Source organism: Paraburkholderia tagetis, assembly GCF_022213065.1.
Classification (GTDB): domain Bacteria; phylum Pseudomonadota; class Gammaproteobacteria; order Burkholderiales; family Burkholderiaceae; genus Paraburkholderia; species Paraburkholderia tagetis.
Genome location: NZ_JAKLJA010000004.1, coordinates 154,675 through 169,223 on the forward strand (window position 1 = coordinate 154,675; position 14,549 = coordinate 169,223).

Here is a 14,549-nt window from a genome sequence, read left to right on the forward strand (position 1 = left end):
TGTCTCGTTTATGGAACGATGGAGAATGGCCGATGCAGGACCTCAACGACCTGTATTACTTTGCGCAGGTGGTCGATCATCAGGGCTTTGCCCCGGCCGGGCGGGCGCTCGGCATACCGAAGTCGACGCTCAGCAGGCGCATTGCCGTGCTGGAGGAGCAGCTTGGCGTGCGCCTGATTCAACGCTCCACGCGGCGTTTTTCGGTGACGGAGATTGGTCAGAGCTATTACGGCCACTGCAAGGCGATGCTGATCGAAGCGGAGGCCGCCCAGCAGGCGATCGACCTGAACCGCTCGGAGCCGCAGGGGATCGTGCGCATCACGTGCCCGGTGGGCATTTTGCACGCGCGCATCGGCGCGATGCTTGGCGACTTTCTCGCCGCGACGCCGCGCGTGAGCGTTCATCTCGAGGCGACCAATCGGGTCGTCGATGTGATTGGCGAAGGGGTGGACATAGCCATCCGCGTGCGTCCGCCGCCCCTCAAGGACAGCGATCTCGTGATGAAGGTGCTGGGCGAGCGCTGCTGGTGTCTCGTCGCGAGCCCGGGGCTGTTGCAGCAGTATGGCGTGCCAAGGGTGCCGGCGGATCTGGCGTCGATGCCGAGCCTCGATTTCGGGCCGGCGTCCGGCGAGCACGTCTGGCAGCTCGACGGACCGGACGGCCAGCAGGCGATGATCCGCCATACGCCGCGCTTCGTGACCGACGACATGATCGCGCTGAAGCAGGCCGCCGCCGTGGGCGCGGGCATCTTGCAACTGCCGGTCATGATGATGTCCGAGGAGCTGAAGCTGGGCAAGCTCGTGCGCATCGTTCCTTCATGGAAGCCGCGCAGCGGGATTATTCATGCTGTGTTTCCGTCGCGGCGCGGCTTGCTTCCTTCAGTGCGTTCGCTGATTGATTTTCTTGCTTTGCGGTTTGGGGAGATTGATGAGGATTAGGGGCTTTGAGGTGGGCTTTATTTGGGTTTTGCTGGGTCTGGTTTTTTTCGCGTTTTGACCTTCCCTCTGTTTTTCGCCTTCCAGAGGCCCCGGGTTATGCAGCCGCATCCTTTGCTTGCTGAGCAATCAGCCAGTCTTGCAGGAACTGGGTCGGTGATACGAAGCCGAGGGACGAATGACGACGACTGCGGTTATAAAACACTTCGATGTATTCGAACAGGTCTGCTTGCGCCTCGCGGTGCGTCCGGTAGCGCGTAGCATGTACCCGTTCGTTCTTCAGGCTGTTGAAGAAGCTCTCTGTCGGCGCATTGTCCCAGCAATTTCCCTTGCGACTCATCGAGCAGCGCATGCCGTAATCGGCCAGCTTGCGCTGAAACTCGTGGCTCGCGTACTGGCTGCCACGGTCCGAGTGATGCAGCGCGCCCGGCTCGGGCTTGCGGCGGAACCACGCCATCATCAGCGCGTCAGTCACAAGGTCCGCCGTCATGCGCGGCTTGATGGACCAGCCCACGACTTCCCGATTGAACAGGTCCAGTACGACCGCCAGATACAGCCATCCTTCGTCGGTCCAGATGTACGTGATGTCCGAGCTGAACACCTGATTTGGAGCGTCCGGCGTGAAGTCGCGATTCAGCAAGTTCGGTGCGACCGGCAGCTTGTGCCTGGAATCGGTTGTGACGCGGTAACGCCGCTTGTGGCGCGCCCGAATGCCGTTCTGGCTCATCAGACGCTCCACGCGCGCCTTGCTCGCCGGAAACCCGCGTGCGCGAATCTCCTCGGTCATGCGCGGCGAACCATAGGCGCCCTTGACCTCGGCGTGAATCATTCGAATCAACGTGAGCAACTGCGCGTCTGTGAGCCGCTTGCGCTCGGCGGTGCCGCCGCGCTTCCAGGCGCGATAGCCGTTTATGCTCACGCAAAGGACCTCGCACAGGGCCGACAACGGATAATGCCGGCACTGCTCGTCAATCCAGGCGTACTTCACAGGAGGTCCTTCGCGAAGAACGCCGCCGCCTTTTTTGCAATTTCGAGCTCCATTTGCAGCCGCTTGTTCTCGGCACGCAAGCGTGAGAGTTCCATTTGCTCCGGCGTGACTACCTTCGCGCCCGCACCGTTGAGCTTGCCGGCCTGCTCGGCCTTCATCCAGTTGCGCACCGTCTGCGCAGACACGCCCAACTCGTGGGCCACCGCGCCCACGCCTTGCCCATCCTTGACTCGCTGCACGGCCGCTGTCCTGAACTCTGCCGTGTACACCTGTTTGGGTACCTTGAACATTTCCTGTTTCCTTCCTTTGGGTCGAGTTTACACACGACCTGCTGGAAGGCGAAATTTCGGGGGAAGCTCATTTCCTTGTATTCGCGGTGGTCTATTAGCGTTGCCCCTGTGCGGGGCGGCACCTACTTTTCTTTGCAGCGGCAAAGAAAAGTAGGCAAAAGAAAGCCGCTCAAACCGCTAGTGTGACGCCGTCCACCACTTGCCTGTGATCGGAGCGGTTCCGGAGCGTCTGTCACCACGCGCCGTATAACAGAGTGACTAAGGACTCATCCCTCCGGCGGCGCTACGCGCGCCGTGGGGCATAATCCAAAACCAGAGGAATGCATACGAATCGATGCAGTGCATGCGCATTCGAGTACCCAGGCAGCACGCCTGGTTTCCCCTGCATACCCGACCGCTGCGCGCGTAGCGAGCAGCGGGATGAATGACTCCTTTGTCACTGAGTTGGAAGGTGCGAGATGACGGATGCCCCGGAACCACTTCGATTAACGGCAAGAGGTGTACGGCGTCACACTAGCGGTTTGAGCCGCTTTCTTTTGCCTACTTTTCTTTGCGGCTGCAAAGAAAAGTAGGTGCCGCCCCGCACAGGGGCAACGCTAATAGACCGACACGAACACAAGGAAACGCGAAACACAAAAAACAAAACCAACCGCCTTCCACTCACCCCGCACTCTGAGCGAGCTGAAACGACATGGAATAGCTGAAGCGGCTCGCCGGATGCACGCCGGTCGTCGCTTCGATCACCTTGTCGCGCACGAAATAGGTCCGCACGATGCGCAGGCCGGCCGACCCGCTCTCCACCTGCAACGTCCCAGCGACAGCCCCTTCAAGCAGCAGCCCCTGGATCTCCTGCTCGACGCGCGTGACCTTGATGCCGTACTGCTCCTCGATCATGGTGTAGACCGGCTTATCGAGCGTCTTCGTGAGACCCGTCAGCTTGCTGTATTCCGCGTTCACGTAAATATCGACCAGAGCGATCGGCTCATCGGCGCCCTCGCCGCCGTATCGCACGCCTTCCAGTTGCAGCCACTTCGCGCCTGTTGCGCAGCGCAGCAGCGCGCTCTGCGATGCATCGGCCTGCAATGTGCGGCGCGCATTCACCCGCAGCCGCGTGCCTTTGGCGTAAAGCGCGAGATCGGAAAGCGTATCCATCGACTGCACATAGCGCGTCTGCGGGCGGTCCGCGAGCACGGTCGTGCCCACACCCGCTTGCCGCGTGATGAGACCGAGATTGCAGAGCTTCTGGATGGCCTGGCGCACGGCGTAGCGGCTCAGGCCCCACTGCGCACAAAGCTCCGCCTCCGTGGGCAACATCTCGCCGACCGCGAAGCGGCCCTCGCGGATGTCCTGCATGAGCGTGCGGGCCAGGTCGACATGGCGCGGCTGCGGCACGTCGAACATGGGGGCATCGGGCGCGTCGGTGATGGGCGGCATGGCGTTTGGGACCGGAGAAGACGAAAGCGGGACGGAAGGCTGCACGAGGCGGCACGAGGTGGCATGAGGCGGCCGCGATGGCGCCAGTATAGCAGCGGCGCCAGGGTAAGCACGAATGTTCGAACATTTGAATAAATCTAGAATGCAACTCAAGGAGCCGGTGGTCACGGGCTCCACGAATACCGGAGAACCCCGCATGTACCCGATCGATTTCCTGTGGCGCGCCGCACACCGCCATCCCCGCCGGACCGCCATCGTGAGCCCTGACAGCAACCTCACTTTCGAGGCGCTGGCCGCCGAGGTGCTCCAGCGCGCGGCCACGCTCGCGCGCCTCGATCCGCTGCCGCGCAGTCGCGTCTGCATCGGTGCGGCCAACTCGGTCGATCATCTGCTCTCGCTGCTCGCCGTGCTGGCGGCGGGCAAGGTGTGGGTGCCGCTGAATCCGCGCAACGGCGACCCCGAGCTGCGCCGGATCGTGGAGTTCGTCGCGCCTTCGCTCGTGCTCGCCGACGCTGCCATGCTCGAACGCCTCGCGGGCGTTCCCGCGCCGCTGCGCCCGCTCGGCGATCTCGCGCGCGACGATGGCGACACGACCGCCGTGGCGTTCGGCCCCTATGCGCGCGGCGGCGTCAGTGTCGAAGAGGCGCAGGCGATCAAGTTCACGGGCGGATCCACCGGCATTCCCAAGGGCGTGATCCAGCCGCTGCGCGCCTGGAATACGAACATCGCAACGCAGATTCACGAACTGGGTCTCACGCCCGACGATCGCTATCTCGTGGCCGCTCCCATCACGCACGGCACCTCGACCTATATGCTGCCGCTGCTCGGCGCGGGCGGCGCGCTGGTGTTCCCGGAGTACGCGAAGCCCGCCGGGTTGCTCGATGCCGCGAGCGAGCATGGCGCGACGATTTTCTTCGCGCCGCCCACGCTGATCCTCGCGCTGAGCGAAGAACAGCGCCGCGCCCCGCGTGCGCTGCCGGCGCTGCGCTACCTCGTCTACGGCGGTGCGCCGATGCGCCCGGAGCAGATTCGCGATGCGCAATCTGTGTTCGGCCCGGTGCTCTGCACCTCGTTCGGGCAGACCGAGGCGCCGCAGATCATCACCTTCCTGCCGCCCGCCGAGATGACGGGCGAACGCCTCGCCTCGGTCGGCCGGCCGACGCTGCTCACGCGCGTTGCGATTCTCGACAAGTCGGGCCAGCCGCTCGGGCCGGGCGAGGAGGGCGAGATCGCCGTGCGCGGCAGCCTCGTGATGAGCGGCTATCTGAACGCCGAAGAGGACACGAGCAAGACTCTCGTGGACGGCTGGCTGCACACGGGCGACGCGGGCGTATTCGATGAGGATGGCTATCTATTCCTGCGCGACCGCATCCGCGATGTGATCATCACGGGCGGCTTCAACGTGTATCCGGGCGATGTCGAGGTGGTGCTGGCGAGTCATCCGGCAGTGGCCGATTGCTCGGTGGTGGGCGTGCCCGACGCGAAATGGGGCGAGGCCGTGCACGCGGCCGTGCAATTGCGCCCCGGCATGACGGTGAAAGCCGAAGAACTGGTTGCGCTCGTGAAGCGCGAACTCGGTTCGGTGAAGACGCCCAAGTCCGTGCATCTGTTCGATACGCTGCCGCGCAGCGCGGTCGGCAAGGTGCTCAAGCCCGCGGTGCGCGAGGCGATCCTGAACCTGCGGAGCGAAGCATGAACGCAATGAACGACGCCCGGGCGCCGCGCACGGCGCTCTGCCACTACACGACCGATGCGGTCTACTACGGCGATGCCGATCTCGTGCGCGACCTGCTCGGCCAGGCGAGCTTTATCGACGTGTTCATGAAGCAGACCTTCGGCCGCGTGCCGAGTGCCGGCGAGCGACGGATCGTCGATGCGGTGCTGGTCACGCTGATGGAGCATGGCATGACGCCGAGCGCCATTGCCACGCGCATGATCTATGCAAGCTCGCCGGAAAATCTGCAGGCGGGCGTGGCGGCGGGGCTGCTCGCAGTGGCGAGCCGCTTTGTCGGCACGATGGAGCCGGCGGCGCAATTGCTGGGCCGTATCGCGGCGAGCGAGGACGCCGCTGCGCAAGCGGCGCGCGTCGCCCAGGACTATCGGGCGCGGCGCGAGGCTGTGCCTGGTTTTGGCCATCATCTTCACAAGCCCGACGATCCTCGCGCCATCGCGCTGCTTGCGCTGGCGCGCGAGGTGGGGACGTATGGACCGTATTGCGAGGCGCTCGGGCACCTTGCTGCCGCCGTCGACGTTGCGGCGGGGCGGCACATCACGATCAACGCGACCGGTGCGATTGCGGCGCTGCTCGGCGATATCGGCATCCCGACCGCGCTGATGCGCGGGTTCGCGGTGCTGAGCCGCGCGGCCGGTCTCATTTCGCACATCGCCGAGGAACAGCGCGACCCGTCGGGCCGCTTTATCTGGAGCCTGGTCGACGAGGCCATGACGGATATTCCGTCCGTCGGCTGAGCCATCAATCACGATTCGCGCGAACTCGCACAAACTCGCGCCATTGCATCAAACATGAAGGAGACGACCATGACCGAAGCACAAGAAGCCATCCTGCGCCACCATCACATCACGCTGTGCGTGGGATCGGCGCAGCACGACTACGATTTCCACACGAAGGTGCTCTCGCTCAAGAGCGTGAAGAAGACGCTGATCTACGACGGCGCCTCGCCTTTCTATCATCTTTACTACGGCAACGATCTCGGCGAGGAAAGCACGCTCATCACCTGCTTCCCGGTTGCGCACTTCGGCCGCAAGGGCCATCGCGGCGCGGGGCAGATCGGCGGCCTTTCGCTCTCGGTGCCGGTCTCGGCCATCCCGTTCTGGGAAAAGCGGCTGCGCGATCATGGCTTCGAGGTAAAACGCTCCGAGCGCTTTGGCGAACCGGTGCTGTCTTTTGCGCATCCTTGCGGCATTCCCTACGAGATGATTGGCATTGCTGACGATGCGCGCAAGCCGTGGTCGAACGGCGAAGTGCCCGCGGACCTCGCGATTCGCGGCCTGCACACGATCAGCGTGAACGTGCGCGAACTGGAGCCGTCGCAGGAATTCATGCAGCAGGGCTGGAGCGCGCACGAAGTGGCCCGCGACGAAAAGCATACGCGGTTCGCGTTCGGCGAAGGCGCGGGACATCCGGGCCAGTTCGTCGACTACGTGCTCACGCCGGATCTGCCGCAGGCGAGCTGGACCTACGGCGAGGGCATCGTGCACCACTGCGCGTTCCAGGTGAAGGATCGTGCGGTGCAGGACAAGGTCAAGGCGAATCTCGAAGGGCTCGGCTTCACCGATACCTCCGAGCGCAAGGATCGCGGCTACTTCGAATCGATCTACGTGCGCACGCCGGCTGGCGCGATGTTCGAGGCAACTGTTTCGAAGCCCGAAGCATTCCTGATCGACGAAACGTATGAGGCGTTGGGTTCGAAGGTGCAGATTGCGCCGCAGTTCGAGAGCCAGCGCGAGACGATCATCGCATCGCTCGAAAAGCTCGAATTCTGAGCCGGAGACCCGCACCATGTCGAACGCGAATCCGCATCTGGCCCGGCCGCCGCAGGTGTACGGCTGCGCACCGGGGGACGCCGCGCTGGCGGTCATTCTCGTGCACGGACGCGGGCAGTCGCCCGAGTGGATGCGAGACGCGGTCGTGCACCGCTTCGGGCGCGACGACCTCGTCTGGCATGCGCCGGCAGCGGCCGGGCAGTCGTGGTATCCGCAGCGCTTCATCGCGCCGCTCGAAGATAACGAACCGCATCTGACGCACGCGCTGGCGGGACTCGATGCGCTCTCCGGCGCGCTGTGCGAGCAGGGTTTTCCGTATGAATCGCAGGTGCTGGTGGGGTTTTCGCAGGGCGCATGCTTGTGCAGCGAGTTCGTGTGGCGCGCCAGGCGGCGCTATCGCGCACTCGTCGCGTTCACGGGCGGGTTGATCGGGCCGCCCGGCATGCACCGCGAGATCGCCCCCGGTGTATTCGACGGCATGCCCGTGTTGTTCTCCACATGGGATGACGATCCCCATGTGCCCGCGCAGAGCGTGCGCGAGTCGGCGCAGCGCTTTGCGCAAGCGGGGGCGGATGTGACCTTGAAGATCGAGGCCGGCGACGAGCACGGCATTCGCGACGCCGAAATCGGCTATGCGTGCACGCTGCTTTCCGGTCGTAAGCCGTAAGTTCAGGACATAGAGAAACAGGTAGCCACCATGCAAACTTTTGTGCACGAAACGCGTGCGGCCCGGGTCGTGTTCGGTCCAGGCAGCCGCCACCAGTTGATCCAGGAACTCGAAAACCTGGGCATGCGGCGCGCGCTCGTGCTGACCACGCCAGAGCAGACCGGCATTGGCGAACAGGTTGCGGGGATTCTGGGCGCGCGCAGCGCCGGCGTTCACGGCAAGGCGGTGATGCACGTGCCGCTCGACGTGGCGCGCGAGGCCATCGAGACGGCGCGCCGTCTTGGCGCGGACGGTTGCGTGGCAATCGGCGGCGGCTCGACGATTGGTCTCGCGAAAGCGATCGCACTCGAATCGAGCCTGCCGATCATCGCCTTACCCACTACTTATTCGGGGTCCGAAATGACACCGCTCTATGGCATCACCGATGGCGGCCTGAAAAAGACCGGGCGCGACTGGCGCGTGATGCCGCGCAGCGTGATCTACGACCCCGAACTGACCTTGACGCTGCCGGTGCCGCTCAGCATGACGAGCGGGATGAACGCAATCGCACACGCAGCCGAAGGTCTGTATGGCCGCGACGGCAACCCCGTCTACAGCCTGATGGCCGAAGAGGGCATTCGGGCGCTCGCGAGTGCGCTGCCCCGCTTGCGCGAAACGCCCTCGGGGCTCGATGCGCGCAGCGACGCGCAATACGGCGCCTGGTTATGCGGGACGGTGCTGGGCAATGTGCAGATGGGACTGCACCACAAGCTGTGCCATACGCTGGGCGGGTCCTTCAATCTGCCGCATGCGGAGGTCCACACGGTGATCCTGCCGTATGCGCTTGCCTATAACGCAGCGGCCGCGCCGCAGGCGATGGCGCGCATCGCGCGTGCGCTGGGCAGCGAGACGGCCGCCGCTGGCTTGCGGGCGTTGGGCGCGGCGCTGGGTGTACCGAATTCGCTGCGGGAGTTGGGCATGCCCGAGCAGGGGCTCGATCGCGCAGCGGACCTCGTGGTCGAGACGCCCTATCCGAACCCGCGACCCTTCGAGCGTGGCGCAATCCGCGAACTGCTGCAACGGGCCTACGAAGGCGCCGAGCCCGTTTGATCGGTTCGATCGGGTTAATCGTTTTGATCGGGCTGATCCGTTCGATTCGTTTAACCCCGCATCCACGGCCACGGTAAGAATCATGGGGAGTCAGGCATGTTGATCGAGCACCGCGTATACACCCTCGCGCCGGGCACGGAGGCATCGTTCTGGGACGCTCAGCGCGAGCGCGGCGCGCATGGGCTGCGTCCCATTCTCGAACGGTTGGTCGGCACGTATGCCGCGCGCAGCGGCGCGATGGATCAAATCGTGAGCCTGTACCGCTACGACAGCTTCGAAGACTGGCACACGCGCCTGTTCGGCCTGTACCGGCAGGCAGAGCTTCAACCGTATTTTCGCGCGGTCAGGCCGCTCATCAGGCACCAGGAGAGCCGGCTTCTCGCACCCGCGCCGTTGCCCGAGCTGACGCCTCTGTGGGGTAACGGTCGCGACTGGCTGCCCGCGCATGGGCCGGCCTTCGCTTCTCCGCGAGCCCAAAGCGTGATGGAGGAATTGACGCTGACCTTTGCCGCAGGCGGCGTTCCGGCGTGCTGGGAAGCGATGGCGCGGCACGCCTTGACGGACGACACCGTCGTCATGACGAGGTTGTGCGCGGGATTCAGCACCATTGCCGGCACGCTCAACCAGGTCTTGCTGTACTGGCAGCATCCGGATTTCGAAGCCGCATTGCTTCATCGCCAGCGCCTGCGGGAGTCGGCGCGCTGGAACGATTTTCTGCGCGATCTCGCGCCGGTCGACGTTCACGCGGAAAGCCGGCTGCTTGCGCCGTCCAGAGTGGCGGACATGTCGCCGTTATACGCACAAGACTGAATACGGGCGACGCCTTCGGGCGTTCGCCTGAGATTCGCCTGAATAATTAGTAATACAAATAAAAGCAGGCACAGCAAGAATCTTTTTTGATGTAACCAACACTCCGGCTGGCAAGGCGTGGGCTTGCACGCATGCCATCGGTGTTTCCAAAACCCTCCTGAACAGGTGCCAACGATGGAAATCAGAACGATGACGGACGAGCAGCGCAAGGCTATCGCGCTCGAGTATTTCAAGCGGATGGATCGAGGCGGAAACCTCTTCGAACTCTTCGACGACCACGCCGAAGTCTATTTCCCGAAGTGGGGCATCGCACGCGGCAAGCCGGAAATCGAGCGGCTCTTTGCCGACCTGATGGGCATTCTTTCCGAAGTGTCGCATGACGCGTCGAGCATCAACTTCATTCAGCAGGGCGATCTCGTCGTGGCGGAAGGAACGTCGAGTGGCCGGACCCGCGACGGGGCCGCCTGGCGCGCCGGCGTCACTCATGCGGGACGCTGGTGCGACGTCTTCGAGATTCGCGATTTCAGGATTCAACGCTGCTACGTCTACCTCGATCCGGACTATGGTGGCGCCGATACGGCGCGCTATCCGTGGCTCGGCGCCGATCGCCCGATTCGTTTCTAACGCTCCCGCTTCATATTCCAAAAAATAACAAGCCGCACTCGATGCGGCTGGTCATGGAGACAGTAGATGTCACGAAAAAAATTCGTAGTACGGAGTTTATCGCTCTGGGCGATGGGAGTCGCATTGAGCGGCGCCGCGCATGCGCAAGGCAGTGTCACGCTGTTCGGCGTACTGGATGGCGGTCTGCTCTATACCAACAAGACGCTGAATCCGGCAACGGGAGCCAATGCGGGCAAGCAGTTTTCCGTGATCGATGGCGGCTCGTACTATTCGCAGTTTGGCATCGTGGGAACAGAGGATCTCGGCGGCGGATACCAGGCAAAGTTTCGTCTTGTCAGCGGACTCAATATTGCAAACGGTGGCCTGCTTCACTGCAACGGCAATCTGTTTGGCTGCGAGGCCTGGGTGGGTGTCGATGGCCCGCCTGGCGAGATCAAGCTGGGCCTGCAGTTCTCGCCGTTCTTTCTCGCTGTGTACGATTCCGACCCGCGCAGTCTTTCGCTGTTTGGCAGCGGGGCGATACCGCTCGTGGACAACGTTCTTGGCACGGGTATTTTCAACGCCAATGCGATTTCTTATACCAGTCCTGTACTGGGCGGCTTTCAGGCCAGCGCGCTGTATGCGTTTGGTGGACAGGCGGGCAATTTCCAGGCGGGGCGACAGTATGCTCTGCGACTCAAGTATGGAGTGGGTGGGCTGACGGTCAATGCGGCGATCTACGATGGTAATAGCGGCGGCACGGCGCAGACGCCTGTCCCCACGACCGTGCAATACGAAGGGCGGATGATCGGCGTGGGGTATCAGTTTGGATCGCTGACCGTCAAAGGTTCGTTTGTTAACTATAAGGTTGCGGGGTCGTTTAACGCCAACGTTTATGGCGTCGGAGCTAGCTGGTATATAACCCCGGCGTTCGATATCAATGGCGGCGTCTGGGTGACGAGCGATCGAAACCGTACGACCAATCACTCAGTGCTGGGCGCGCTGGGAGCCGATTATTTGGTGTCGAAGCGGACTACGCTCTATGCTCAAGTCGGCATGGTAAATAATCATGGCGCCATGAATACGGGATTGTCGATGATCGGTGCGCTTTACGAAGTAACGGGGACTTCGGTCGGTACTGTTGTTGGAATTCGGCATACGTTTTAGCAGGATGTTTTTCGTGGATTTCGGGGGGTATTGCGATTCGGTTTTGGTTTTTTGCGATTTGCGTTTCTCTTCGCGGTTCCTTTCGCTATTCCCTTCGCGATTCCCTTCGCGTTTCCTTGTTTTCATGTCGGTCTGCTAGCGTTGCCCCTGTGCGGGGCGGCACCTACTTTTCTTTGCAGCGGCAAAGAAAAGTAGGCAAAAGAAAGCCGCTCAAACCGCTAGTGTGACGCAGTGGACCACTTGCCCATTATCGGAGCGGTTCCGGAGCGTCTGTCGCCACGCGCCGTACAACGGAGTGACTAAGGGCTCATTCCTCCGGCGGCGCTGCGCGCGCCGTGGGGCATAACCCAACACCAGTGGGATGCATGCGAATCGATAGGATGCCTGCGTATTCGAAAGCTTGTGCAGTACCCGGTGGTTTCCCTTGCATACCCGACCGCTGCGCGCGTAGCGAGCAGCGGGATGAATGACTCCTTTGTCACTGAGTTTGAAGGTGCGAGGTGACGGATGCCCCGGAACCACTTCGATTAACGGCAAGAGGTGGACGGCGTCACACTGGCGGTTTGAGCCGCTTTCTTTTGCCTACTTTTCTTTGCGGCTGCAAAGAAAAGTAGGTGCCGCCCCGCACAGGGGCAACGCTAATAGACCGACACGAAAACAAGGAAACGCGAAAAACAATGAACCACGAAAGCAAAAAACCACCAACCAAGGAGAACCAAACCATGCAAATTATCAAACCGATCCGGCGCGCGGCCGGCATATTCATCATGGCGGTCACGGCCATCAGCCATGCGCAGGGAATCGACACAGACGAAGCGAGATCCACCATACCTGCAAGCACCAGTAACGCAAACAAGAAAGCGGTAAGAGCAGAAAACCGCAAGCTTCAAAAAGAGGTACTACGCAACCTCACGAAAACGAAGGGCCTTAACGCAAGCAATATCGTTGTCGTGGCGCGCAGCGGTGTCGTGACGCTGGGCGGCTCCGTTCCGGAAGCGAACGAGGCCGAATTAGCCACCGCAATCGCTCGTGGCGTTGCGGGTGTCACCGAGGTGAAGAGCAATCTCGCGGTGAGGCCGGAAGGTTTGTAACTGGCGCCGCATATCGACCACACGGGCGCGCACTGCATCGTTAACATGAAGTGCGCGCCAGCAGCCGTATGGATAGGGAGGGTGCCGACCCGCATCGAGGAACGAAATATGCTCACCCCTTTCGCAGGATTGCGGAAGTAAAGAGGGGAGCATGACAAACCAATATATGAAGCCGCGGCGCGGGCTGGCCCTGCCGCTCGCGACGGTCTGCATGGCTGCGGCGATGGCGTTTGCGGCACCGGGTGTTCGCGCGCAGACCCGGGCCTACACGAGCGAACCCGTCGAATTGTTCGCTGGACCATCCGACGAATATCCGGTGGTCAGCGAACTCGGACCCAACGTGCCGGTCACGGTGATGGGCTGTGTAAGCGACTACACCTGGTGCGATGTCGCGCTGCCGGACTTGCGTGGCTGGGTCTATGGCGGCTATCTGAGCTACCCGTACCAGGGCGCCTACGTACCGCTGACCGGCTATGGCGCGGCCATCGGCCTGCCGATCGTCTCGTTCTCCATTGGTGCGTACTGGGGCAGTTTCTATCGCGACCGGCCGTGGTACGGCGACCGCGATCGATGGGCGCATGCCCCGCCGCCGAGCCGCGGACGTCCGCCGGAGCCGCGATATCACGGCGGGCCGCCGGGCGGTGCGGGACGGCCTCTGCCGCCGCCCGGCGCAGGCCGTCCGCCCGAGCCGGGGCGTGGTCCCGGCAACGAAGCGCCGCCTGTTCATGGCCGGCCGCCCGTGAACGGCGGGCCGCCCGTTGCGGCGCCACGTCCGCCTGCCGAAGGCGCACGTCCGCCTGCCGAGATGCAGCGTCCGCCGGGCGAGGGCGCACGTCCGCCTGTCGAGATGCAACGTCCTCCGGGCGAGCGCGCACGTCAGCCTGCCGAGATGCAGCGTCCTCCGGGCGAGGGTGCGCGCCAGCCTGCCGAGATGCAGCGTCCGCCGGGCGAGGGTGCGCGCCAGCCCGCCGAGATGCAGCGCCAGCCCGCCGAGATGCAGCGGCCGCCGGGCGAGGGCGCGCGTCAGCCTGCCGAAGTGCAGCGCCCGCCCATGCAGCAACCCAATATGGGCCGCCCGCCCGCGCCGGCGCAGGCACCCGCACCCGCGTTCAATCGCGCGCCCGGCCCGCCGCCTGGCACCGCCCGCCCGCCGGAGCCGCCTGCCGCGCGCGGCCGTCCCGAGGCGCCGCCACAAGGCGGCCCAGTCCAGGGCCGTGGCGAACAGCGGCAGCAGAACTGAGGCGCGTCGCTTCCGTGTGTGATAACAAGGACGCCTGAAACGGGCGTCCTTTGCGCTGCGCTGCCTGATTCACTTGCATATTGATGCAGACAATCGCCGGTTCCGCGCATGCCGTCGAAAAGTAATCAGGATTCCGTATCGCTGATCCGTCATTGGCCGCCGATTTCCACTCGTAGCCCACGTTCGCTCGCGGGTCGAATCGTCGATATCGCCCAGCGCCATACCCGCCCCAATCGCACCCCAATCGCACGCAAATCGCACGCAAATCGCACCCAAATCCCACGGCGTGCGCCGCATCCGGCCGATTTAACAATCCCTGACAGTAGCTTTGCGAGCTTGCCGCCACAATAGCTTGTCGCGGCGTGTCGCTGTATGGACCGCGTTAAATGGGCGTGCGACTCACGCGCGCCAGGCAAGGAAATTCGGCTACGGGGGCCGGCGCAGTCGGGACACGGCGACGCGCCGGTGGGGAGGAAGTCAGAGCGGGCTCGAGTCCGCCGGATAACGCTGGCAAACAGCGCCTGGAAGTACAGGAGTGGCGATGGCAGCGGGAAACGCCATGGTGTGATCGGCTGCGGTCTGCGGGTGGGTGTCGGGCGGTGATGCCCGCCCGCGCGTGACGCGCCGGTCCGGCGGCGCCCGCGCCGGCGGTCCGAGTCCGGGGGGAAGGACGCCGGAGACCACGCGGTGCGCGGCCCGAGGCTGTCGCCACTCGTTTTTCATATACAAGT

At 63.4% G+C, this 14,549-nt stretch carries 13 protein-coding genes; 11 read left to right on the top strand and 2 right to left on the bottom strand.

The window, feature by feature from the left end; all coding sequences use genetic code 11:
• The first annotated feature begins 32 nt into the window (after nt 1-32).
• Nucleotides 33-938, top strand: coding sequence for a LysR family transcriptional regulator (locus L5014_RS07755; RefSeq protein ID WP_238463000.1), 906 nt, complete (start codon nt 33-35; stop codon nt 936-938).
• A gap of 94 nt (nt 939-1,032) precedes the next feature.
• On the opposite strand, the gene L5014_RS07760 is transcribed toward L5014_RS07755, so the two are convergent.
• A protein-coding gene (locus tag L5014_RS07760) for an IS3 family transposase (RefSeq protein ID WP_238463001.1) occupies nt 1,033-2,213 on the bottom strand; the annotation gives its coding sequence in 2 pieces (ribosomal slippage) (nt 1,033-1,952 and nt 1,952-2,213; 1,182 coding nt in all).
• Between the two features lie 660 nt (nt 2,214-2,873).
• Complete coding sequence (locus L5014_RS07765) at nt 2,874-3,647, bottom strand: GntR family transcriptional regulator (protein WP_238463002.1); 774 nt, start codon at nt 3,645-3,647, stop codon at nt 2,874-2,876.
• 196 nt (nt 3,648-3,843) lie between these two features.
• On the opposite strand from L5014_RS07765, the gene L5014_RS07770 reads away from it, so the two are divergent.
• From L5014_RS07770 to L5014_RS07815, 10 genes are all read left to right on the top strand, one after another.
• Complete coding sequence (locus L5014_RS07770; RefSeq protein ID WP_274389287.1) at nt 3,844-5,343, top strand: class I adenylate-forming enzyme family protein; 1,500 nt, start codon at nt 3,844-3,846, stop codon at nt 5,341-5,343.
• Nucleotides 5,340-6,116, top strand: coding sequence for a citryl-CoA lyase (locus tag L5014_RS07775; RefSeq protein ID WP_338019268.1), 777 nt, complete (start codon nt 5,340-5,342; stop codon nt 6,114-6,116). The genes L5014_RS07770 and L5014_RS07775 overlap by 4 nt, the downstream gene beginning before the upstream one ends.
• 69 nt (nt 6,117-6,185) lie before the next feature.
• A complete protein-coding gene (locus tag L5014_RS07780) occupies nt 6,186-7,151 on the top strand; it encodes a VOC family protein (RefSeq protein ID WP_238463004.1) in 966 nt (321 codons plus the stop codon).
• Between the two features lie 16 nt (nt 7,152-7,167).
• Nucleotides 7,168-7,818 carry an alpha/beta hydrolase gene (locus L5014_RS07785; protein ID WP_238463005.1) on the top strand — a complete coding sequence of 217 codons (651 nt, stop codon included), beginning with the start codon at nt 7,168-7,170 and terminating at the stop codon, nt 7,816-7,818.
• 30 nt (nt 7,819-7,848) lie between these two features.
• The gene (locus tag L5014_RS07790) at nt 7,849-8,907 is read left to right on the top strand and encodes a maleylacetate reductase (RefSeq protein ID WP_238463006.1); all 1,059 of its coding nucleotides are present in this window, start codon (nt 7,849-7,851) and stop codon (nt 8,905-8,907) included.
• Nucleotides 8,908-9,003: 96 nt separating this feature from the next.
• Entirely contained in the window at nt 9,004-9,717 is a 714-nt protein-coding gene (locus L5014_RS07795; protein WP_238463007.1) for an NIPSNAP family protein, read from the top strand.
• 174 nt (nt 9,718-9,891) lie between these two features.
• Nucleotides 9,892-10,341, top strand: a complete 450-nt coding sequence (locus L5014_RS07800; RefSeq protein WP_238463008.1) for a nuclear transport factor 2 family protein — start codon at nt 9,892-9,894, stop codon at nt 10,339-10,341.
• A 66-nt stretch (nt 10,342-10,407) separates the two neighbouring features.
• The gene (locus L5014_RS07805; RefSeq protein ID WP_238463009.1) at nt 10,408-11,487 is read left to right on the top strand and encodes a porin; all 1,080 of its coding nucleotides are present in this window, start codon (nt 10,408-10,410) and stop codon (nt 11,485-11,487) included.
• A 677-nt stretch (nt 11,488-12,164) separates the two neighbouring features.
• Nucleotides 12,165-12,578, top strand: coding sequence for a BON domain-containing protein (locus L5014_RS07810; protein ID WP_238463010.1), 414 nt, complete (start codon nt 12,165-12,167; stop codon nt 12,576-12,578).
• A 151-nt stretch (nt 12,579-12,729) separates the two neighbouring features.
• Entirely contained in the window at nt 12,730-13,818 is a 1,089-nt protein-coding gene (locus tag L5014_RS07815) for an SH3 domain-containing protein (protein ID WP_238463011.1), read from the top strand.
• Nucleotides 13,819-14,549: the final 731 nt, after the last annotated feature.

What these genes read in the sequence shown, in the direction of transcription:
- L5014_RS07770 (WP_274389287.1), top strand. Translation starts at nt 3,844, where the DNA reads ATGTACCCGATCGATTTCCTGTGGCGCGCCGCACACCGCCATCCCCGC.
- L5014_RS07775 (WP_338019268.1), top strand. Translation starts at nt 5,340, where the DNA reads ATGAACGCAATGAACGACGCCCGGGCGCCGCGCACGGCGCTCTGCCAC.
- L5014_RS07795 (WP_238463007.1), top strand. Translation starts at nt 9,004, where the DNA reads ATGTTGATCGAGCACCGCGTATACACCCTCGCGCCGGGCACGGAGGCA.
- L5014_RS07800 (WP_238463008.1), top strand. Translation starts at nt 9,892, where the DNA reads ATGGAAATCAGAACGATGACGGACGAGCAGCGCAAGGCTATCGCGCTC.
- L5014_RS07785 (WP_238463005.1), top strand. Translation starts at nt 7,168, where the DNA reads ATGTCGAACGCGAATCCGCATCTGGCCCGGCCGCCGCAGGTGTACGGC.
- L5014_RS07805 (WP_238463009.1), top strand. Translation starts at nt 10,408, where the DNA reads ATGTCACGAAAAAAATTCGTAGTACGGAGTTTATCGCTCTGGGCGATG.
- L5014_RS07815 (WP_238463011.1), top strand. Translation starts at nt 12,730, where the DNA reads ATGACAAACCAATATATGAAGCCGCGGCGCGGGCTGGCCCTGCCGCTC.
- L5014_RS07755 (WP_238463000.1), top strand. Translation starts at nt 33, where the DNA reads ATGCAGGACCTCAACGACCTGTATTACTTTGCGCAGGTGGTCGATCAT.
- L5014_RS07780 (WP_238463004.1), top strand. Translation starts at nt 6,186, where the DNA reads ATGACCGAAGCACAAGAAGCCATCCTGCGCCACCATCACATCACGCTG.
- L5014_RS07765 (WP_238463002.1), bottom strand. Translation starts at nt 3,647, where the DNA reads ATGCCGCCCATCACCGACGCGCCCGATGCCCCCATGTTCGACGTGCCG.
- L5014_RS07810 (WP_238463010.1), top strand. Translation starts at nt 12,165, where the DNA reads ATGAACCACGAAAGCAAAAAACCACCAACCAAGGAGAACCAAACCATG.
- L5014_RS07790 (WP_238463006.1), top strand. Translation starts at nt 7,849, where the DNA reads ATGCAAACTTTTGTGCACGAAACGCGTGCGGCCCGGGTCGTGTTCGGT.